The sequence below is a fragment of the Hydrotalea sandarakina genome, assembly GCF_003254115.1.
GTDB lineage: Bacteria > Bacteroidota > Bacteroidia > Chitinophagales > Chitinophagaceae > Hydrotalea > Hydrotalea sandarakina.
The window spans coordinates 15,109-36,344 of sequence record NZ_QKZV01000010.1; the positions used below are offsets into that span (position 1 = coordinate 15,109).

At 36.1% G+C, this 21,236-nt stretch carries 18 protein-coding genes; 11 read left to right on the top strand and 7 right to left on the bottom strand.

From position 1 onward, the window contains the following. Positions 1-406 precede the first annotated feature (406 nt). Complete coding sequence (locus LX80_RS12680) at positions 407-3,226, bottom strand: TonB-dependent receptor (protein WP_111297028.1); 2,820 nt, start codon at positions 3,224-3,226, stop codon at positions 407-409. Positions 3,227-3,494: 268 nt separating this feature from the next. On the opposite strand from LX80_RS12680, the gene LX80_RS12685 reads away from it, so the two are divergent. The 8 genes from LX80_RS12685 (at position 3,495) to LX80_RS12720 (ending at position 9,020) form a co-directional block, all read left to right on the top strand. Continuing rightward, complete coding sequence (locus LX80_RS12685) at positions 3,495-3,923, top strand: PepSY-like domain-containing protein (RefSeq protein ID WP_170120459.1); 429 nt, start codon at positions 3,495-3,497, stop codon at positions 3,921-3,923. Between the two features lie 382 nt (positions 3,924-4,305). Beyond that, positions 4,306-4,725 (top strand): hypothetical protein, encoded by a 420-nt coding sequence (locus LX80_RS12690; RefSeq protein WP_146250514.1) that lies wholly within the window; start codon positions 4,306-4,308, stop codon positions 4,723-4,725. Positions 4,726-5,051: 326 nt separating this feature from the next. After that, on the top strand, positions 5,052-6,488 hold the full coding sequence (locus LX80_RS12695) for an NADP-dependent isocitrate dehydrogenase (RefSeq protein WP_111297031.1): 1,437 nt from the start codon (positions 5,052-5,054) through the stop codon (positions 6,486-6,488). Positions 6,489-6,514: 26 nt separating this feature from the next. Further along, on the top strand, positions 6,515-6,757 hold the full coding sequence (locus tag LX80_RS12700) for a hypothetical protein (protein ID WP_111297032.1): 243 nt from the start codon (positions 6,515-6,517) through the stop codon (positions 6,755-6,757). Then, positions 6,757-6,942, top strand: coding sequence for a hypothetical protein (locus tag LX80_RS14515; RefSeq protein ID WP_111297033.1), 186 nt, complete (start codon positions 6,757-6,759; stop codon positions 6,940-6,942). Before LX80_RS12700 ends, LX80_RS14515 begins: the two co-directional genes overlap by 1 nt. Further along, complete coding sequence (locus LX80_RS12710; protein WP_111297034.1) at positions 6,926-7,207, top strand: hypothetical protein; 282 nt, start codon at positions 6,926-6,928, stop codon at positions 7,205-7,207. The genes LX80_RS14515 and LX80_RS12710 overlap by 17 nt, the downstream gene beginning before the upstream one ends. Then, positions 7,191-8,045, top strand: a complete 855-nt coding sequence (locus tag LX80_RS12715) for a DUF6671 family protein (RefSeq protein ID WP_111297035.1) — start codon at positions 7,191-7,193, stop codon at positions 8,043-8,045. Before LX80_RS12710 ends, LX80_RS12715 begins: the two co-directional genes overlap by 17 nt. A 9-nt stretch (positions 8,046-8,054) precedes the next feature. Then, positions 8,055-9,020 carry an L-threonylcarbamoyladenylate synthase gene (locus tag LX80_RS12720; RefSeq protein WP_111297036.1) on the top strand — a complete coding sequence of 322 codons (966 nt, stop codon included), beginning with the start codon at positions 8,055-8,057 and terminating at the stop codon, positions 9,018-9,020. A gap of 4 nt (positions 9,021-9,024) precedes the next feature. On the opposite strand, the gene LX80_RS12725 is transcribed toward LX80_RS12720, so the two are convergent. From LX80_RS12725 to LX80_RS12735, 3 genes are read right to left on the bottom strand one after another with little or no spacing between them, the layout of a single operon-like run. Beyond that, positions 9,025-10,131 (bottom strand): FAD-binding domain-containing protein, encoded by a 1,107-nt coding sequence (locus LX80_RS12725; RefSeq protein ID WP_111297037.1) that lies wholly within the window; start codon positions 10,129-10,131, stop codon positions 9,025-9,027. Next, the gene (locus LX80_RS12730; RefSeq protein WP_111297038.1) at positions 10,131-10,400 is read right to left on the bottom strand and encodes a TIGR03643 family protein; all 270 of its coding nucleotides are present in this window, start codon (positions 10,398-10,400) and stop codon (positions 10,131-10,133) included. Before LX80_RS12730 ends, LX80_RS12725 begins: the two co-directional genes overlap by 1 nt. Further along, positions 10,397-10,873 carry a flavin reductase family protein gene (locus LX80_RS12735; protein WP_111297039.1) on the bottom strand — a complete coding sequence of 159 codons (477 nt, stop codon included), beginning with the start codon at positions 10,871-10,873 and terminating at the stop codon, positions 10,397-10,399. Before LX80_RS12735 ends, LX80_RS12730 begins: the two co-directional genes overlap by 4 nt. Positions 10,874-11,198: 325 nt before the next feature. On the opposite strand from LX80_RS12735, the gene LX80_RS12740 reads away from it, so the two are divergent. After that, entirely contained in the window at positions 11,199-15,371 is a 4,173-nt protein-coding gene (locus LX80_RS12740) for a PAS domain S-box protein (protein WP_111297040.1), read from the top strand. A 44-nt stretch (positions 15,372-15,415) separates the two neighbouring features. On the opposite strand, the gene LX80_RS12745 is transcribed toward LX80_RS12740, so the two are convergent. The 3 genes from LX80_RS12745 to LX80_RS12755 are packed head-to-tail and all read right to left on the bottom strand — an operon-like array spanning position 15,416 to position 18,859. After that, entirely contained in the window at positions 15,416-16,192 is a 777-nt protein-coding gene (locus tag LX80_RS12745; RefSeq protein ID WP_111297041.1) for an SDR family oxidoreductase, read from the bottom strand. After that, on the bottom strand, positions 16,189-17,526 hold the full coding sequence (locus LX80_RS12750) for a sensor histidine kinase (protein WP_111297042.1): 1,338 nt from the start codon (positions 17,524-17,526) through the stop codon (positions 16,189-16,191). Before LX80_RS12750 ends, LX80_RS12745 begins: the two co-directional genes overlap by 4 nt. Further along, positions 17,519-18,859, bottom strand: coding sequence for a sigma-54-dependent transcriptional regulator (locus LX80_RS12755; RefSeq protein ID WP_111297043.1), 1,341 nt, complete (start codon positions 18,857-18,859; stop codon positions 17,519-17,521). Before LX80_RS12755 ends, LX80_RS12750 begins: the two co-directional genes overlap by 8 nt. A 223-nt stretch (positions 18,860-19,082) precedes the next feature. Here LX80_RS12755 and LX80_RS12760 point away from each other — a divergent pair, with 223 nt between their 5' ends. Then, a complete protein-coding gene (locus LX80_RS12760; protein WP_111297044.1) occupies positions 19,083-20,336 on the top strand; it encodes an efflux RND transporter periplasmic adaptor subunit in 1,254 nt (417 codons plus the stop codon). A gap of 211 nt (positions 20,337-20,547) precedes the next feature. Continuing rightward, complete coding sequence (locus tag LX80_RS12765) at positions 20,548-21,225, top strand: ABC transporter ATP-binding protein (RefSeq protein ID WP_111297045.1); 678 nt, start codon at positions 20,548-20,550, stop codon at positions 21,223-21,225. The last annotated feature ends 11 nt before the right edge of the window (positions 21,226-21,236 follow it).

Sequence of the window (21,236 nt, forward strand, 5' to 3'; positions counted from 1 at the left end):
ATGCAAGTTTTGAAAATAGCAATCAGGCCTGTAGTAGGCCATTATACCCAAAAGGGTTAGGTATTTGAGGGAATATTAGATACGAGGTCGTCGTAATAAAAAACGGAAGTTGTTGTTAACCCATGCAGCGGCCCTGCTCATTTGTAAAGAGCGGTTGATGTTGCTGTGCATATATGTTGCCTGCTGTTTCAATGTTAAATGGTATAAATTTGGTCAACTTTAATTTCAGGTCGTAAAAGTAATATAGTTTCTAAATAAAAAACATTTTTCGGCAAAAATTTATCGTTAATTCCCCAAAATTATTTTTCGTATTAAAAATGCCGCTTATAAAAAAAAGCGGCATTAGCAATGTTATTGTCTTAAATGTAGTGATAACAGGGGTTTTGCGTAATGTTAAAACTAACAACTATTCGTTTCTAAAGTTCCGCATTCCGCCGCCAAAACCACCGGGACCCATTCCACGGAACATGCCCTGGAACATGCCCGGCATTCTTTGTTGTTGCCCTGCAAAATTGCGTAGGTTGTAAGTAAAGGTTAACATTACATATCGTGTTAATACATTACTGCGTACATCTTGAATGGTGTTGGCAGTAATGTTACGTGTTACGTTGGTATTTTGATTCAATAAATCAAATATGGATAATCTAAATTCTCCCGATTTGTTTTTGAAAACTTGCTTGGCAACACTGGGCGACCATAATGGTACACTGGTGTTATATCCGGCAGCACGATTGCCATTATAGGTGTAATCGAAGTTAGAAGCTACAATCCAGCCTGATTTGCTGTACCAGGTTATTTCTGCTGAAAGTGTTTCTGTGTAGAAGTTAGCATTTTGATTGGCTTGCAATGTATAACGTGCAATGTTATAAGTTGTAGTTGAACTAAAGTTCATATCAAATATCTTCTTCAAATTAGTGGTCCATTTAATGGTTTGCCCTAAGGTAGTGTTATAGGTAAAATTGCTAACATTATTAACCAGGGTTTGGCTTTGACTATAATTAACATTGGTAGTGAAATTTAAATTGGATTTGGGTTTATTCAAAGCAAAACCATAATTGAAGTAACCTGAAAGATTATAGGTGCCATTTAAGTTAGCATAAGTAGTGGTTTTGCCACCATTCGGATTTTGGGTAATGGAGCTTTGAATATCATTCACCGTTGCCGATGCATTAATAGTAGCAAATATTACACGTTGTGTAGTTGGGTCGAATGAAGTATATAAGGCCCTTAAACTATGCGTAAACTGAGGTTTTAAATCGGGGTTCCCAATTTGAAAATTAATAGAATCAGAAGTTGTTTTTAAAGGCTGTAATTGTGTAACAGAGGGTTGCCCTGTTCTTCCCATATAAAAAATTCGTAAATTTTGTGTACGCGAAAAACTATACATGAAGTTGGCAGTGGGTGTTACATTAATAAAATGCGTATTCACCAAAATGCTTTTTGTGGTGTTTAAGCTATTTTGATCAAGCCATTGAACACCCGAACCTACACTAAAGCGGATTTTTTCTTTTTGCATTCTATAGTTTAAGGTTAAACGGTTGGAGTGTGAGGTGAACTTGTACGAGTTACTAAATAAACTATCGAACTGTAAAAATTCGTGGGCATTATTATCGTAGTTATAAGTTTTGTTTACACTGTTGTTACTACTATAGCTATAGTTGTAATTAATTTCAATAATTTGATTTTTGCCAATAGGCTCTGTGTACGATAAAGTTGGGCTAATGGTGAAATTGTTGCTTGAGTCAATATAACGTTGGTTAATCGTATCTGTTTTTACAAATGGCACATAAAAGTTGTTTACAGCGTACGTATAGCCAATACCGTTATTGGCACCTGCGCTTACATTAATGTTGGCGGAGAAGGTGCGCGACTTTTTGGCAAACTTGTGTCGGAAAATAAAATTGGCGTTATTGATATTAAAACCGGTGTTGGTGCTACTGCCTGTACTTACGGATTGGTTAATTTGTTTGCCGCCAAGTCCGCCTGTTGTTAAGGTAGTAGATGAACTATTGGGTGAACTATTTTGAAAAACGATGTTGGGACGAAAAACTATTGAATTACTGGTATCTAAAGTACTTTCAATATTCATATTAATTTGATGGTCGCGGTTGCGGGATATACTGTAGTTGTTTTGATTATTGAAAGTAGAAGAATCGCCCGGTAACAAGTTCTGTGTTAAACTTTGTTGGTCGTTAGTAGTGTGTAACTGGTTGTAAAAATAGCTGGCAGTAATGTCGGTATTTTTACCCCAGGTATCTTTATAATTACCTCCACCGGCCCAGGTAGTTGTTATACCGGTTGCATTCACTCCTGCAGTTCCTCCACGTGGTGGCCCACCGCCTCTTCTTCCGCCGGTATTGCCACCCAATATATCTTGTGGTGTAAAATTTTGTTTATTAATATCATTGGCTTGGCCAAGTAATGAAATTTGCTGGTCACCATCAAACCGGTGCATATTAAAGCTTTCATCATAATTTTCATCCGTGCCAATGCCACCTACCGCTCTGCCAAAATAGCCTTTGCGGGTATTTTTTTTCGTTGTAATGTTAATGGTTTTCACTCTGTTGCCATCATCAAAACCGGTGAATTTGCTTTGGTCGCTCAAATCGTCGAACACTTGAATTTTATCAATTATGTCGGGTGGTAAATTTTTGGTAGCCATTTTAGGGTCATCGCCAAAAAAACGTTTGCCATCAACCAATACACGTTGAACGGTTTCGCCTTGTGCTTTTATGGCTCCGGTATTATCTACATCCACACCGGGTAATTTTTTCAATAAATCTTCTGCAGTTGCATTGGGTTTAACACTATAGCTGCCGGCATTAAATTCCACAGTATCTTTTTTAACGGCAATAGGGGGTTGTTTAACTGTAACATTGCCCAAATCTTTCGCCTGTACGGCCATAAAAATGGTATCTAAATTAACACTTGGCCTATTTGCACTTAGGGTAATAGTTTTAAAATAAGGTGCATAGCCTTGAAAGCTAATTTGTAATATAACAGTTGTAAGGGGAACATTCCTTAAAGCAAAAGTTCCACCGGCACCTGAAAGGGTAGATACTTCTACAGAAGAGTCTTTGCTATTCAACGCCATTACCGATGCATCGCGCAATACCTGTTGCCCGGTTGAATCTTTCAAAATACCGCGTATTGTTCCGGTATTTTGTGCAAAGCCATCATTATACGCAATTATTAAAATAAATAAAATGGGTAATATTTTCTTCATACTCTTTTGTTCTCAGGTTAACTAATGCAAGATAGCTTGTTAAAAAATGGATGGACAGGTGTAATCGGTAGAGGCACATAAAAAAAAGGCCAACCAAAAATGTCCCATAATGCATGGCACTGAATACGGCTTATTCAGCCAAATTGTTTATATGTAAAAATTAATGTATTTAACTTTTCTTAACAAATGTTGTTTGGCAACTTCAGTTTTGCTTCATAATTGGGTTAAAGTTTTGTGTTGTATTATTCATTCACTAAAATGTAATCGTATGAAAAAAATGTTGGGATTATTAGCCGGTATTGTGGTTATTGCCGGAACCATTACCGCACAAAAATTAAAAGAAACAGCAGTACCGGCTGCCGTAAAAGCTTCATTTGCCAAGCATTTTCCGGGCATTAGTGCCAAATGGGAAAAAGAAGATACCCATTACGAAGCAGGCTTTCGCCAAAATGGTAAAGAAATGAGTGCTTTATTTGATGCCAATGGTAATTTAACCGAAACAGAGGTGGCCATTAAAATATCGGATTTGCCGGCTGCAGTGCTGCAATACATTCAAAAAAATCATTCAGGCGCAAAAATTAAGGAAGCCTCAAAAATTACATTAGCTGATGGTACTTTACATTATGAGGCTGAAGTAAATGGTCGTGATTTAATTTTTGATGCCAACGGCAATTTTATTAAGGCTGTAAAAGCGTAAACATTACCCCCCTGCATATACAATCCAATACAAAGGATGCCCATTCTTATAATGTCGGCATCCTTTTGTTTGATGCTATTGATGTGCTTTTGTCAACCAACAAAAAAATATTTTTTTACTGCATTTTTTGAGCTACGCTCATTTTTTAAATTAGATAGGATTTACCCGCTTGGGATTTTTTTTGCTATTTGCTCCGTACATGCTCCCATGCAACTACCTATCAACAGCGTTGCGTAACGCTGTTGACCCGAAGCAGTCTCGAAGAAGCTTCGAATGAGGACAACCTGCAATAGGTTATTTCATACTTTATAGTGATTTATTTTCTCAACAAAAAGAACAGGCAACAAAGCGCTTACATCCCGGCTCTTTATGTAAAATTGACATGATGAAAAAATGGGTATTTGTTATTGGTGCATTGTTCATAATTGCGATAGCATGCAAAAAAAGCAACAACACATCTCCTGCTTTTATCGGCGCCTGGCAATGGCAATATTCTGTTGGGGGTATTAATGTTCAAACAATTAGTGCGGGCTCTGCCACAGTGGTTATTCAATTTAAAAGCGACTCAACTTACCGTATACTCCGGAATGATACTTTAATGGATAGTGGCGTATTTCAGGTAAGTGTCAATTCGAATGGACAACAAATTTTGAAATTATCGGGAATAGTGCATACACCTATTTTTTCCATGCCTAACGGACTGGCATTTGTTATTCAGCAAAATCAACTGATAGCAGAAGATTATTTGGTAGCTGATGGATTTAAGCACTATTTTAAATACTATCCCTATTATGTTTTATAATTAAACACTTTCTGTTTACTGATACATCTCATAGTTTTATTTTGCTTCAACCTGAAAAAAGAGTTGGCTAATCAGGTATAACTATAGCTGCACTAATAAACTTAACAGTGCAGTTAATGAACCCACTTATATGTTTAAATAATTGCATTTATTTACTGCTGCTTATTCGTTTTTATTCCGTTATTTTTTATTATGTAAACGCCTACAATACTGTGCGGATTTGGGTAGGTCATAATAATTATTTATTTTTCTTATTAAAAACTTAAATAAAATATTATGATTGAACTGCTTCATTTTTGCACCGCAAATAACTAAACATAACCACTATGACAAGAATTACAGTTGCAAAGGGCGATGGCATTGGCCCGGAAATTATGGATGCCACTTTAAAAATTATTTTGGCAGCCGGTGCAAAAATTGAAATGGATTTTATTGAAGTTGGTGAGAAGGTTTACCTGGCAGGTAACACTGCCGGTATTGCCCCTGAAGCATGGGATATTATTCGCCGGAACAAAGTTTTTTTAAAAGCCCCTATTACAACACCACAAGGTGGTGGTTACAAAAGCTTGAATGTAACTACCCGTAAATTTTTAGGATTATACGCCAACGTACGTCCTTGTGTAAGCTTGCATCCTTTTGTAAGTACAAAGCATCCGCAAATGGATGTGGTAATTGTACGTGAAAATGAAGAAGACTTATACGCCGGCATTGAACACCAGCAAACCAATGAAGTGGTGCAGTGTTTAAAATTAATCAGCAGACCCGGCTGCGAAAAAATTGTTCGCTATGCTTTTGAATATGCCAAACAACAAGGCAGAAAAAAAGTTACTTGTTTTACCAAGGATAACATTATGAAACAAACCGATGGTTTATTCCATCAGGTATTTGATGAAATTGCGAAGGAATATCCCAATATTGAAAACGAGCATTGGATTATTGATATTGGTGCTGCTAAAATGGCCGATACACCTGAAGCCTTCGATGTAATTGTAATGCCCAACTTATATGGCGATGTATTAAGCGATGTGGCAGCACAAATTGCAGGTTCCGTAGGTTTAGCAGGCTCTGCAAATATTGGCGAAGAGTGTGCCATGTTTGAGGCTATACATGGCTCAGCACCCAGAAGAGCCGGTCAAAATTTAGCTAACCCATCGGGCTTGCTGCAAGGTGCTATTATGATGTTGAATCACATTGGCCAAACCGATGTAGCTGAAAAAGTTCAAAATGCCTGGTTAACCACCATTGAAGAAGGAATACATACTTACGATATTTACAAAGAAGGAGTAAGCAAACAAAAAGTAGGCACCAGCCAGTTTGCCGATGCCGTAATTGCTAACCTGGGTAAAACACCTAAAATTTTAAAAGCAGTAAGTTACGCCAATAGTGCTACGTTACATCTTCCTGCTTACCAACGTAAAGCACCTGCAGAAAAAACTTTGGTAGGTGTAGATGTTTTTGTTGACTGGCAGGGAACTGACCCCAATACATTAGCGGAAATGCTGAAAAAAATTCAGTTGAACGGAGTGGAATTAACCATGATTACCAATAGGGGTATTAAAGTATGGCCCAATGGTTTTAAAGAAACATTTTGCACCGACCACTGGCGTTGTCGTTTCAAACCCACTGCCGGCAATAGCTTCAATAAAGAAAACATTATTCAATTGTTGCAAAATGCCGTACAGCAAAAAATTGATGTTATTAAAACCGAAAACCTGTACGCATTTAACGGTAAAGATGCTTATTCATTAGGTCAGGGACAATAATTCCATCACTCATTAAATGTCATACCATGCAAATACAATTAATACAAGGTGAATTCAATAGCCGAGAGGCACTTGAATTGATAAGCAAAATGATTCAAACTAAAATTGCTTATCATGAAAATAAAATCAGCAGCCATTTAAATGAAGAGGATATTAAATACCGCGAAACAAAAATTAAGTTTCTTCAAAATGAATTAATGCAGGTGCGTAGTGCCCTCATTAATGCCAATAAAAATGTAGTACTGAATGCCAATTTACAAATTGCATAATGTTTTTACAGAATAATATATTGGCTGTTCTATACTTATTACTTGCCGGAATAAGTGTTTATTTGGCTTTTGTTACTAACGATGTGTTATACACTGCATGTTATAAAGCATTAGCCTTACTGACTCTTATTTCGGCTATTAAAATATTAACGAATAAAATTACCGGCAATGGAAAATACTTTTAAGTTAATTGATGGTACATTTAAAGCAGAAGAAGCCAAAGAGTTATTAACCAATTTGTATTCCGATAAAATTCAATTTCACAGTAGAAAAAGTTTTAGCATGCAGGAACGATTTGGCCACCCGGACGAGGCTTCATTAAAACGTATTCCTGAGTTAAAAAACACATTGAATGATATATGTACTATGCTGAATCAATTACAGAACAGCACAGCTACTTTACATATTCAAGCCAATATTGTTATTAAAGCAAATGAAGAAAGTAAATAATTATTTTATTGGAAGGGATTTGTTAATTGCCACCAAACATGCGAAGGAAAAAGTAATAGCGCCTGTTATTACATCGGCATTGCAAGTAAAATGTTTTACATTACCGAACCTTGATACTGATTTGTTTGGCACATTTACCGGCGAGGTAGAACGTAAAGATGATCCATTAACCACCGCCCGAAAAAAATGTTTATATGCCATGGAACAGGCCAATTGCGATTTGGCTATTGCAAGTGAAGGTTCATTTGGCCCTCATCCTTCTTTGTATTTTGTTCCTGCCAATGAAGAATGGTTAATACTCATTGATAAAAAAAATAATTTCGAAATTGTCGTTCGCGAACTTTCTACACAAACCAATTTTTCCAGCAAAACCATTTCCGATAGAAATGATTTAATTGAATTTGCAGGGAATATTGGTTTTCCGGGTCACGGCATTATTTTAAAGCATACACTGCATAATACCCTTACGGTTCAAAAAAACTTTTCCTCTTTACATCATTTGTTGGTTCAATACCATCAAATGATGAATAATGGGGGAATTGTTACTGCTGAAACGGATATGCGTGCCGTGCATAATCCAACCCGTATGCAGGTTATTGAAAAGGCAGCGCAGCAGTTGGTTAAGAAAATTCAATCGGCTTGCCCATCGTGCGGTGCACCCGGGTATGGTATTGTTGAGGCAAAGGAAGGATTGCCTTGTGCCTGGTGTTCAACACCTACACATGTTACAATGAGTTATGTGTATGCCTGCCATCAGTGTCATTTTCAGGAAGAAAAACTTTATCCGCACGGAAAACCTTTGGCCGAACCAATGTATTGCGATATTTGCAATCCATAAGCGGTTTATATGATAACAACCAATATTGCCCAGGCAAAAGAGGCATTAATGCAAAATGATGTGGTGGCTATACCAACTGAAACGGTATATGGATTAGCGGGAAATGCCTTTAGTGAAACAGCAGTAAAAAAAATATTTGCTTTAAAAAAGCGCCCCTTTTATAATCCCTTAATTGTGCATATTGGTTCGGCTGAGCAATTACAGGAAATAGCGCTTGATATACCACCAATGGCTATGCAACTGGCTAAAGCTTTTTGGCCCGGTCCGCTTACTTTGTTGTTAAAAAAACAGAGCAGCATTCCTGATTTGGTTACTGCCGGCAGTACTATGGTGGCTGTACGCATGCCTAATCATCCATTAACATTGCAGCTATTGCAAGCATTGCCTTTTCCTTTGGTGGCACCCAGTGCTAATCCGTTCACTAGTATTAGTCCTACCAATGCTTTACATGTATATCAATATTTTAAAGAAGAAGTGCCCGTTATATTAGATGGTGGTGCTTGCAGCAAAGGTGTTGAGTCAACTATTGTAGGGTTTGATGAAAAGGGTCCTGTTCTGTACCGTTTGGGTGCTTTAGCATTGGAAGATATTGAGGCAGTAACGCATATGCCTTTGCGAATTATGAACAACGCCCAACACAATCGTCCCGATGCGCCGGGCATGTTAGGCCGTCATTATGCACCGCGTACCGTTACTTATTTAACGGATAATGTTGAAGAATTACTGCAACAATTTCAGGGCAAAAAAATTGGGTTGTTATTATGGAAAGCAAAAATTAATCCCAATAACCATTACAGTATTTATTATTTATCGGCCAACCAAAATATGGAGGAAGCAACCAGTAATTTATATGCTTTATTGCACGATTTAGATAAGCAAGAATTAGATGTAATTATTGCCGAGCGTTTGCCCAATGAAGGGTTGGGCAGAACGATTAATGACAGGTTACAACGCGCAACCCGGCAAGCAGAATAATATATTATGGAAACAGCTTTTCCAATTTTGCAGCTATCTTGTTCCAATAACTAAAAAATGACGGATAAAAACCATTGATGTCGGGTATCATAAAAGCGGCAGCCTCAGCAGTTCCCTTATAATGATGGTTAAGCGGATGTTGTTTATAAATAATGCGATTATTGTTGCATTGCGCATACAATTCATTAAAACTGCCAACAAAAATTTGAAGGTTCGGAATATTTTGTGTTAGCTGCAATGCAAACTGTAAACATTGCTCACTAACAGGATATTGTTGAAATATTGCAGGCTCTAATAAAAATACACGATTGGCTTTAGTGCTGCTGTGCCATAAAGGATCAATGTTGTAGTAATTATAAACAAGGGTTGGTAATTCCGCATTTATTTGCAAATCAGGTAAGTTGTTGGGTAAAGGCGTTTTTAGTTGTAATGCTTCACGTTGGAGTAATGTATTGGGAATTTCTTTCAAGGGTAACGCATCATAGCTGACATCTAAATAAGTATTGGTTTGGTATGTGCCTGTGTATTTATTGATGTTTTCCTGATTGGCAACATATTGTTTTTTACTAAAAGTACCGGCTACCCATTGCCAGCTCAGGGCATTACTTGCCCAATCACCATCCAATAAATAATAATACATCCATTGTGCGGGTTTTAACCAGTGTGTTTGTGCAATGTTACAGGCTAATGCTGCTGTGTACATGCGGCAATGGTTATGCATATAGCCGGTGTTGTATAATTGTTGAATGCAATCGTCAATGGCAGTTATGCCGGTTTGGGCATTCACAATAGCTTTAGGAATATCAACGTCAATAAATGCATGTACAGGGGTGTATATATTTTCATTAATACTTTCGCCTTTCGCCAACCAAACTTGCTGATAGTAATCGCGCCAGGCCAGTTCTTGTAACAATACTTTACATTGTTGAAAGCTGTAGTTACTTTGTATCAGTTGTTGTAAAACAAATTGTGTGCTAATAACTCCTCTGGAAATGTAGGGTGATAAATAGGTAACATTGCCATTGAGGTAATTGCGCGTAGAAGCATACGCAACAGGGTTAATGGCTTTTACTTTTTTTTCAATTGCTTCAAATTGAGTGCTGAATAACATTATCGTTTGCTGATTTTATTCAAGGTAATTTGGCGTTGTAAATTACTTTTAAACCGTAGCATGCCATCGGCTCTTTTCTTTATGTGTTTGTGGCTAATGCCGCTGTTCACTCTTTTACGCCATAACTCAAAACTGCTTCTTTTCAATTCCCTCCGCATTAATTGTATCACAGCTTTTTCATCTAAGCCAAATTGATATTTGATGGCTTCAAAGGGTGTACGGTCTTCCCAAGCCATTTCAATAATTCTATCAATGGTAGCTGCATTCATATGGTAATAATCTTTTTTTGTGCTAATAGTTCGGTAGTTAAAATATTGCGCGAACATGATTTGGCATGTAGTACTCTAAATAGGAATAAAGTATGGTCGCCCGGTGTGGTAATGGTATTTACTTTTTGTAAATGCACATAAGCAGCGGCTTCTTTCAATACGGTTAAATTATTCCATTCTGCCAGCAAGTATTTTTTTTGTAACCATTGCTGCTTATTAAAAGTGCTACCACTTTTTTTTCCCAATGTGCGTACCAAAAAATGCTGCCTGGCTTCCAAAAGGTGTAGTACGGCTTCGTTGGTTTGCAGCATTCTTTGCAAGGTTTCAGTATGGTGGTATATGGCAATCATATACAATTTTGGCTGCATGCTTACAGCCGAAACATAAGTGCAAATATTCAGGTTAACAGTCCCTTCCCAATAGGTTGCCAAACTATAAACCGGCAAATTGGGTAAATTCCATGGTCTTTGCATAAGCTGATAAACCGGTTACATTTCAATTAAAAAAAGCATGATGCATTAACCCCAATTCCTTAAAAATGTTCACATTTTAAAAATTTAATTTATAAAAATGCCTTGTTTTGAGGGGGTAATTTCATTTTTGAGTATCCCTTTTTAAAAAAGAAATAAAAGGTTTAAGGGCTAATTTTTTGAATGCAATGCAATAAACCACAATGTTTACCGGTAGTGTATATATTTTTTTTACTGCTTATTTGTTTTTTGCTAAATTGGGGCTGTAACGATTATTATGTTGAAATATGCACGAATAGGGTGCAATCCAATCCTATAAGAAAAGATTATGCAGGAGATATATCATCAAACCATATTAAATGCCCCCTTAGCCGTTTTTTTATCTACAGAAGATGGTACGGTGATAGAAGCGAATTATGCCGCTGCTAAATTATTTGGTTACGAGTTAGAGGAATTAAAAGGCATGCATAGAAGTAGTTTTATTGATCAAACCATGCCGGGTTTTGCTGAAATGTATCAAGAAAGGGCTCGTACCGGTGCCATTCATGGAAAGTTTATTGGAATAAGAAAGAATGGCGAGCGTTTTCCTATTCAAATGTCATCTCAACTTTTTACTACTAATACCGGAGAAAAAAGAGCATCCGCCATCATTGCTGATATTTCTGAAAGTGAAAGTCAAGTTGAGAAGAACCGGCAATTAATGGATGAAATGCAGTTGATATTATCTAATACGGATGAGTCTTTTATTATTGTTGATGATCAATTAAACATAGTGGCCTTAAATACTTCCGCTTCTATTCGTAGTGAAGAAATTTTAGGCAGGAATATAGAAGTGGGTACTCCTGTTTTAAGTTATGCTTCTCCCGAAAGATTGCCTGCTTTAAAGCAATTGTATGCCGATGTATTAGCTGGACACCCTCATAAAACGGTTATTGCAATTCCTTATAATGGTCAAAATATATATTATCAAATTTCTTATAAGCCCATTAAAAACGATGCAGGTGCCGTTAAACATATTATGATTAATACTGTTGACATAACCTTGCAAAAAAACATTGAAAACCAATTGCAGGAATTGCTCAACAATTCTGAACAACTGAAAAATGCATTTGAAAAAGAAAGAAACTATTTTGTAAATAGTTTAGAACAATTGTTAGATGGGTTTGCTACCATTAATGCAGAAGGTAATGCTACTTTCATTAATGCCAATGCTAAACGATTACTGCATATATCTGAAAATCTGCAACATCCCAATGTTATTGATGCCATTCCGGAAACGGAAAGGGCTTTGTTTGCACAGGTTGTACAGAATGCTATTGAATTAAAGCAATCCAATGTATTGGAAATATATCATGCTAAATGGAATGAGTGGATGCGCTACCGCATATATCCTAACCTGGGTGAGATTACTATTTTTTTTAGAAGCATTACGCAAGATGTTAAAAACAGACAGGCCATTGAAAATTCTGAAAAAACATATAAATACTTGTTTCAGTATAACCCACAGCCCATGTGGATTATTGATTTTGAAACCAAGCGTTTTTTGGAGGTAAATGAAACCGCCATTCAAAAATATGGATATAGCAGAGAAGAATTTATGAATATGACGGTGTACGATTTGCGTACCCAGTCTGAAGCTGAAAAATTGCAATTAGAGTGGAAATGGACGAGAAATGTAGACGTTTATTTTGGACAATGGCAACATGTAACCAAATCCGGGAATGTTATTGATGTTGAAATTACCTCACATAAAATTACCTATAATCAGCAGCCGGCTTCATTAATATTAATTAATGATATCACCGAAAGAATACGAACCAGAAAATTATTAGAGCAAAGTAACCAAAGGTTTGAGTATGTATCAGAAGTATCATTCAATGCTATTTGGGATTGGGATCTTGTTTCAGGTAATATGTATTGGGGTAATGGTTACACGGAATTGTTTGGGTATGCATTAGATGATAATAAAGGAAGCATTAGCCAATGGGAAAATCGCATACATAAAAAAGATGCTAAACGCGTAACCGAAAGTTTAAAAAAAGCCATAGCCGATGGTGCCAATTTTTGGCAAGAATCGTATTACTATCTAAAGGCAGATGGTACATGGGCATATGTGTTGGACAGAGGTAAAATTTTAAAAGATGAAAATGGCAAACCCTACCGTATGGTTGGGGCAATGCAAGATGAAACCTTCAATAAGTACAACCAGTCTATTCAGGAAATAGAAAATATTATTTACAACTTAAATTTACAACAGCAGGTTTCATTTAAAGATGTAATTGATGTTTTATTAATTGAATTAGAAAAGTTACACCCCAATATGTTGGCTTCGGTGCTAACCTTACAAGCCGACAATACGGTGCAACATTTATCGGCCCCCCATTTACCCGAAGGTTATTTGAAAGCCATAGATGGGGCACCCATCGGTCCTGCTGCGGGGTCATGTGGTACGGCCATGTACAATAAAGAATTGGTAGTAGTTGAAAATATTGAAGAAGATCCCCGTTGGAAATTATATAAACATGTTGCATTACAATATCAATTAAAAAGTTGTTGGAGCATTCCTATTTTCAATAAGCACAATGCTGTATTAGGTAGCTTGGCCTTTTATTACAATGAACCTAAAAAGCCCTCTCAATTGCAATTACAAACCTTGGAGCGCATGAGTAGGCTAATAGGTATTGTAATGGAAAATCATTACAACTATTTATTATTAGCCACCAATAAACTTCGGTATGAATTAATAGCGCAAGCCACCAGTGATGCATTGTGGGATTGGAATCTTGAAAATAATACGGTAGAATTATTGGGAGATGGTTTTGAAAAATTATTCGGCTATCCATCAGAGGTTTTACAACGTGATAGAGATTTTTGGACCGGTCACATTCATCCCGAAGATTTGCCCGAGCTACTAGAGCGAGAAAAAGCTGCGTTTAAAAATACCAAGCAAACTATATGGGAAGCAGAATATCGGTTTAAAAAAAGTAATGGACAATATGCATATGTGCGGGATAAAGGTTTCATAATACGTGAAGAAGATGGCAGGGTGTCGAGAATGATTGGTGCAACAGAAGATATTTCGTTGCGCAAATTGAATGAAGAGGAATTAAAGCGGCTTTCAATGGTAGCAAAAGGAACTACCAATGCCGTAATTATTACCGATGCACAAGAAAATATTACTTATGTAAATGAAGCTTTTACTAAAATAACCGGTTATACCTTAAAAGAAAGTTTAGGTAATAATCCTCGTTTTTTACAAGGTCCACAATCCGATGCAGCAGCTATTGCTTACATGCGGCAACAAATTAATGCACAACAACCTTTTGAGTGTGAAATACTGAATTATACAAAACAAGGAACCCCTATTTGGTTGCATATACAAGCACAACCTATTTTTAATGAGCATAAACAATTGATTCAATATTTTGCCATTGAAACGGATATAACCGAAGCCAAAAAAACACAGGAAGCCCTTCGATTAGAAGAAGAAAAATATAAACAATTATTCAACACCAACCCGGCATCAATTTTTATATGGGATATAAATACCCTGCAAATTTTAGATATGAATGAAACCGGTATTAGTGAATATGGCTATTCGCGTAAGGAGTTATTGAAAATGACTATACTTGATTTAAGACCTTCAACAGAATATAATACTTTGCGACAATTTATTGATGAATTTAAACATTCCGATAAAAAGAAGCATGTTCAAGTATGGCAGCATGTTAAAAAAAATGGGGAACTGATGCAAATGGAAATTGCTTCACACAAAATTATATATGAAGGTAAAGAATGTGTAATGGGCATTGGTACAAATATTACGGAACGATTAGCCTTGGAAGCTAAATTAGCGGAAGAACAAGCGCAAAGACGTAATCAAGTAATTGAAGCAGAAATAGCCGCCCAAGAAAAAGAAAGACAAGAAATTGGTCGCGAGTTACACGATAATGTTAACCAAATACTTACCGCCAGTCGTATTTATGTTGAAATGGCCAGAAAGGCACACCCGGAAGATGATGAGTTGTTGCAACAATCATCCTGGTATATTATTCAGGCCATTAAAGAGATTCGGAAACTTTCGAAGGCTTTAATTAATCCCGTTGATAAAGATGTTAGTTTAAAAGAAGCCATTCGGAAATTGGTGGCCGATATGTCTTTGTTGTTGAATGAGGGCGTAGAAATTGATTTATCGCATTTCAATGAAAAAGACTTGGAAGAAAAGTTTCGTTTAAACTTATACCGGATTGTACAAGAACAATTAACCAATATTAGTAAGCATGCAGAAGCCACTCAGGTAAAAATTCAATTAAAGCGCACCGCAAAACTGATTGCTTTGCGTATTGAAGATAACGGTAAGGGCTTTAATGTTAATCAGGTAAAATCAGGCATCGGGTTAAATAATATTCGTAAAAGAACGGAGATGTATAAAGGCCGGTTTGAAATAGAAAGTGAACCGGGAAAAGGTACTGTTTTAAAAGTTGATTTTTTAAACGTATAAGTTGTTTAGGGCTATTTACAAGAATAGGGTTTCAATGGTTGTGGTTAACCAAAAATTCCTTTTATTAACCCCCCGTCTACAGCAATGGTTTGGCCGGTAATATAACCTGCTTCTTTACTTAACAGCCATAGTGCTAATTGCGCAAATTCGGTTGCGTTACCCAAACGTTTAACGGGTATTTTGTCGTTTTCCTGTTGCTGAATGATATGAATGTCTGCACCTGTTTGCGCTTGCTTCTTTTTAAAAACACGTTCAATGGCAGGGGTATTATGTGGTCCTGGGGCAAGAATATTACAGGTAATTCCTTTGTGGGCATATTCGTTGGAAACTGTTTTGGCAAACCCTGTAACAGCCAACCTAAAAGCGGTACTTAACACTAAATTATCCATTGGTTCTTTAACGGTAGCACTTTCTATAAAAACTATACGACCATAACCTTGCTGTTCTAAATGGGGTAAAATAGCTTTCATAAATTTCACTTTCCATCTTAGTAATAATTGATAGGCCATATCCCATTGTTCCATGGTAGTTTCTGCAATAGTTGCAGCAGGTGGGCCGCCGGCATTCATACATATACCCGATATGTAGGCCGATTGGGCTAATTGAATAAATGCATTAAGTGTTGCTTCGTCGCTAATATCACCAACTACAAATTGAACTTGGTTGGGGAATTGGCTTTGTAGTGCTTGTAATTTTTCCACACTTCTTCCAACGGTAATAACGGATTCGCCTTGTTGTAATAATTGTAATGCAATGGCTTGCCCTAATCCTGATCCGGCACCGCCTACTATATAATGTCTTTTGGTGTTGTTGTTATTCATGTGACATTATTAAAATACAAAGTAAAAATACTTCCTTTGCCCGAAATAGAATGCACTTGAATATCGCCTTTATGTAATAGCATAATTTGCTTGCAAAGACTTAGGCCAATGCCGTTGCCATTTTTTTTGGTAGTAAAAAATGGAATAAAAATTTTGTCCTTTATTTCCTCATCAATACCCTGTCCATTGTCAATTACTTTAATGGTTGTTCCATCCTCATGTTGTTCAGCCTTTATATGCAATAGGGGTTCCTGCGTACATTTTAATGCCTCCAAAGCATTGGTAATTAAGTTAATGAATACTTGTTCCAATAAATCGTTATCGCCCAATACTATTAAATCAATCGGGTGAACAGAGATTTGCCAATCTATGTTTTTGGCATTTAGTGTAGGGCGCATTAACAAGTCAATATGTTCTAAAATCCGTTGAACAGAAATTGGCCCTTTTTTCAATTGTTGTATGGCATTTAAATTTCTATACACTTGTGCAAATCTCAGTAAGCCATCACTACGTCTTTTTATTGTTTCAATGCCGGTTATAACATCAATGTCTTTTTCATTGTTAAAAGTTTGTTGCTCATGGTAGTTTTGTAGTAATGTATCTGCTAATGAAGAAATGGGAGCAACAGAGTTCATTATTTCATGTGTCATTACATTTAATAAACTATTCCAAGCTTTTGCTTCTGTTTCTTCCACCACATGGTTAATATTCTGAAATACCAATAGCTTTTGCGTACTATCAGCTGTTTTAAAAGTTGTGGCCGTTATTAATATTTTTGTTTTGGTATTTTGTTGTTGCGTTTCTATTAGTTTGCTTTCACCCGGTAATAGGGTTGTAATATTATCATAAAGAATAGGGTCTCTTTTTGAAATGCCTTTTAAATTTTTTATGTAAGGTATTTGTATTATTTTTTTGAGTGCTTCATTCATCCATTGTACTTCTTCAGTTGCTGTATTATAGGCTAATATGCCGGTATTAATCAGCGCCAACATTTTTTCAAGGTATTGTGCATGTAGCTCTTTTTCGCGGCTTAGTTGCTTAAATACTTGATTAATATTATTAAAGCTTTGCCTTAATGGTTTTAAATGAGACGGAGTTGCTGCTAAATTAAAGTAACGGGTAAAGTCTTTATAGTGAATGGCTTCCGAAAATTCTGCAATTTCTTTATCAATTTTTTTATAAAAGAAAATGATTTTGACGGCAATGAATAATATAAGTAAAAAGCATCCAATTGAAAATAGGTAGTGTTTTTGTAGGAATAGCCATGTACCTGCACCGGCAGCTAATACTAATAGCAAACAGCTTAAAGCAATATAAGTGGTAATTTTAGTCAATATCGTATTTGTTTAATCTTCTGTATAGTGCAGTGCGGGTGATGCCAAGTTCTTTTGCGGCTTTTGAAATGTTGCCATTATTATTTTCAATGGCTTTTAAAATAGCCTTTTTTTCTACGTTACTTAAAGTGTCGTTTTTTTCCAGTTCAACCGTTTTTTCAATAGGTGAGTATATAATATCTTGTTCTGTTATCATGTTACTATCGGCCATAATTACAGCACGCTCAATTATATACTGTAATTCCCTAACATTTCCGGGAAATGCATACTGTTGTAGTTTTTTAATTGCCGATTGATGTAATTGAGTAGGTGGCTTTAAATATTTTTGGCTATACACCTCTAAAAAATAATTGGCTAAAGGCACAACATCTTCTTTTCTATTGCGCAATGGTGGAATAATAATTTCAACCGTATTAATTCTGTATATTAAATCTTTCCTGAACTTACTTTCATTTGATAGGTCCTGAATGCTGATATTCGTTGCACAAATTAAACGGATATCTATTGCCGTAGGTTCATTACTGCCTAATTTAGTTACCTGCCTGTTTTGAAGTACCGTTAAAAGTTTAGCTTGTTGTTGTAAGCTAATGTTTCCTATTTCATCTAAGAATAGCGTACCCCCATTAGCGGCTTCAAACCTGCCTAATCTGTCCTCTTTCGCATCGGTGAATGCACCCTTTTTATATCCAAACAATTCACTTTCAAATAATGATTCCGTTAATGCACCAACATCAACTTTTATAAAAGGCGACTTATTTCGTAGTGATTGTTCATGTATGGCTTTGGCAATTAAATCCTTACCGGTACCATTTTCACCCAGTATTAAAATATTGGCATCGGTAGGTGCTACTTTTTCAATTTTTAAAAAAACTTCTTGCAACACTTCACTTTGCCCAATAATAGTAGTATTGCTGGAATGTTTTGTGTTTTGCTTCTTTGTTTTTTCGGTTGTAGGTATTGAATGATAAATGGTCTGTAATAATTTTTCATTGTTCCAGGGCTTAACAATAAAATCGGTAGCGCCTTCTTTCAACGAGCGTATGGCTAAATCAATGGCACCATAAGCTGTTATCATAATTACACTAGTATCAGGATATTTTGATTTTATTTTTTGTAACCAATAAATGCCTTCATTGCCGGAATGAATAACACTTTTAAAATTCATATCAAGTAAAATGACATCAAACTTTTTTGTTGCCAGTAAGGAAGGTATTTGTTCCGGATTTTTTTCTGTTGTTACAGTTGCTCCGGTTGATCGCAATAAATAACTCACGGCTGTTAAAACATCCGTATCATCATCTATTACTAAAATTTGAATGGGCGGTAATTTCATTCCCTTTAACCTATATTTAATTCAATCAAAAATAACAGCTTTGTGGCAATGTTTACAGTAATAGCCACTACATTCTTACTGCTTGAATAAAGTGTAACAAAAGCGAACAGTGTTTGTATCAAAAGCGGACACTGTTGGTAAGTAAGTTACAAACTATCTATTGAAAATCAATGCATTATAATTCTGGCATTCTTTTGCTTTATAGTTTTCAGACCTAAAAATTATGGATACAATAATTGAAAAGAAGCCACTGGGCAGAAAAGCCATTCAACGCATTGTTATAGCACTTATCATAATTATTGCTATAGTTAGTGCTTCGTTGTACACAATGCATAGTGCACAAACAAAAGTGAGTGCTGATAGAGTAACAATTAGCGAAGTGGTACAAGGCACCTTTCAGGAATATATTCCACTTACAGGTATTGTAATGCCGGTAACTACTATTTATTTAGATGCCTTAGAAGGCGGAAGGGTTGAACAAAAATTTGTAGAAGATGGTGCAATGGTAAAAAAAGGGCAACCATTATTACGTTTGTCGAATACAGATTTGGCTTTGAGTTTGGTAAATCAGGAAACCTCTGTGTACAATTTATTAACTCAGATGCAAATTTCGCGGAATGCTGCTGTACAAAATACGGTGAATAAATTGAATCAATTGGCTGATGTAGAAAGTCAGTTAAAAGAAGCAAAACGTATTTATGATTTAGATAAGCATTTATATCAGGAAAAAGCCATTGGCCTACAAGAATTTAAACAAGCGGAAAACAACTATTTATACTATAACGAAAAAATGAAACTGAGTAAGCAAATATTAGAACAAGACTCAGTTTTTAATCAACAGCAATTGCAACAATCCAGGCAATCGTATGAGGGATCACAAAATGCGTTGAATGTAATGCGCAAAAAAGTAGGCGATTTAATTGTACGCGCCCCCATTGACGGACAATTAACTGCTTTGGATGTTGAAATTGGACAAAATAAACGACAAGGGGAACGATTAGGACAAGTAGATGCGGTTAATGGTTTTAAAGTACGCGCCGATGTTGATGAACATTATATTTCCAGGGTGTACAATGGATTAAAGGCAATTTGTACTGTTGCGGGTAAAAATTATACATTAAACATTACTAAAGTATTTGCACAGGTGGTAAGCGGAAAGTTTCAGGTGGATATGCAATTTAAAGATTCGATTCCTGATGGTATTAAACGAGGGCAGACCTTACAGATACAATTAATTTTAGGTGATGCTATTCCCTCGGTATTGCTTCCCAAAGGTTCTTTTTCACAACAAACCGGTGGTAACTGGGTATATGTGCTCAATAAAAATGGCAATCAGGCTTATAAAAAAGAAGTACAACTTGGCATGCAAAATCCGGATTACTATCAGGTAATAAAAGGGTTGCAGCCCGGCGAAAAAGTGATTACATCCAGCTATGAAAGTTTCAATAATGCATCAACAATAGATATCATTAACTAAATTATTCAATATGAAATTCTTTATATTATTTTATTTTTTATCCTTATTCGAGGGCGCATCAAAGTTGCACTTCAACAAAACTAACTGTACAATATCAGTAATGAAAGAAGCTAAAAATGAGTTAAAAGTAATAACCGATGATTTATTAATAACGCCTGCTGATGCACTTTTTTATAAAATACAATAATTACTAACACCCAAATAAAAATGTATGATACAAATAAAACAGTTAAAAAAAGTTTACCGAACAGATGAAGTAGAAACGGTTGCTTTAAATGCTATTAATCTTATGGTTGAGAAGGGCGAATTTGTTGCCATTATGGGTCCATCGGGCTGCGGTAAAACAACCTTAATGAATATTCTAGGATTATTAGATGAGCCGGATAGTGGTAGTTTTATTTTTAATGGTATAGAAATAGCCCATTTTAGCGAAAGCCAACGTGTGCAACTCAGGAAACAAAATATAGGCTTCGTTTTCCAAAACTTTAATTTAATAGATGAATTAACCGTTTACGAAAATGTTGAATTGCCATTAATCTATACCGGACATAAATCTTCCGAAAGAAAAAAAATGGTAACGGAAGTATTGGAAAGAATGCAATTAATGCATAGACGATCACATTATCCTCAACAATTATCAGGTGGGCAACAGCAACGGGTTGCCGTTGCAAGAGCAGTAGTGAATAAACCTGCTTTAATATTAGCCGATGAGCCTACGGGAAATCTTGATTCGAAAAATGGAAATGAGGTAATGCAACTTCTGACTGAATTAAATGAACAAGGCACTACCATTGTAATGGTAACGCATAGTGAACATGATGCTAAATACAGCCACCGAATTATTAGGATGCTTGATGGACAAACGATAATGGAAAATATTTTAGTATAATCCAATTTAAA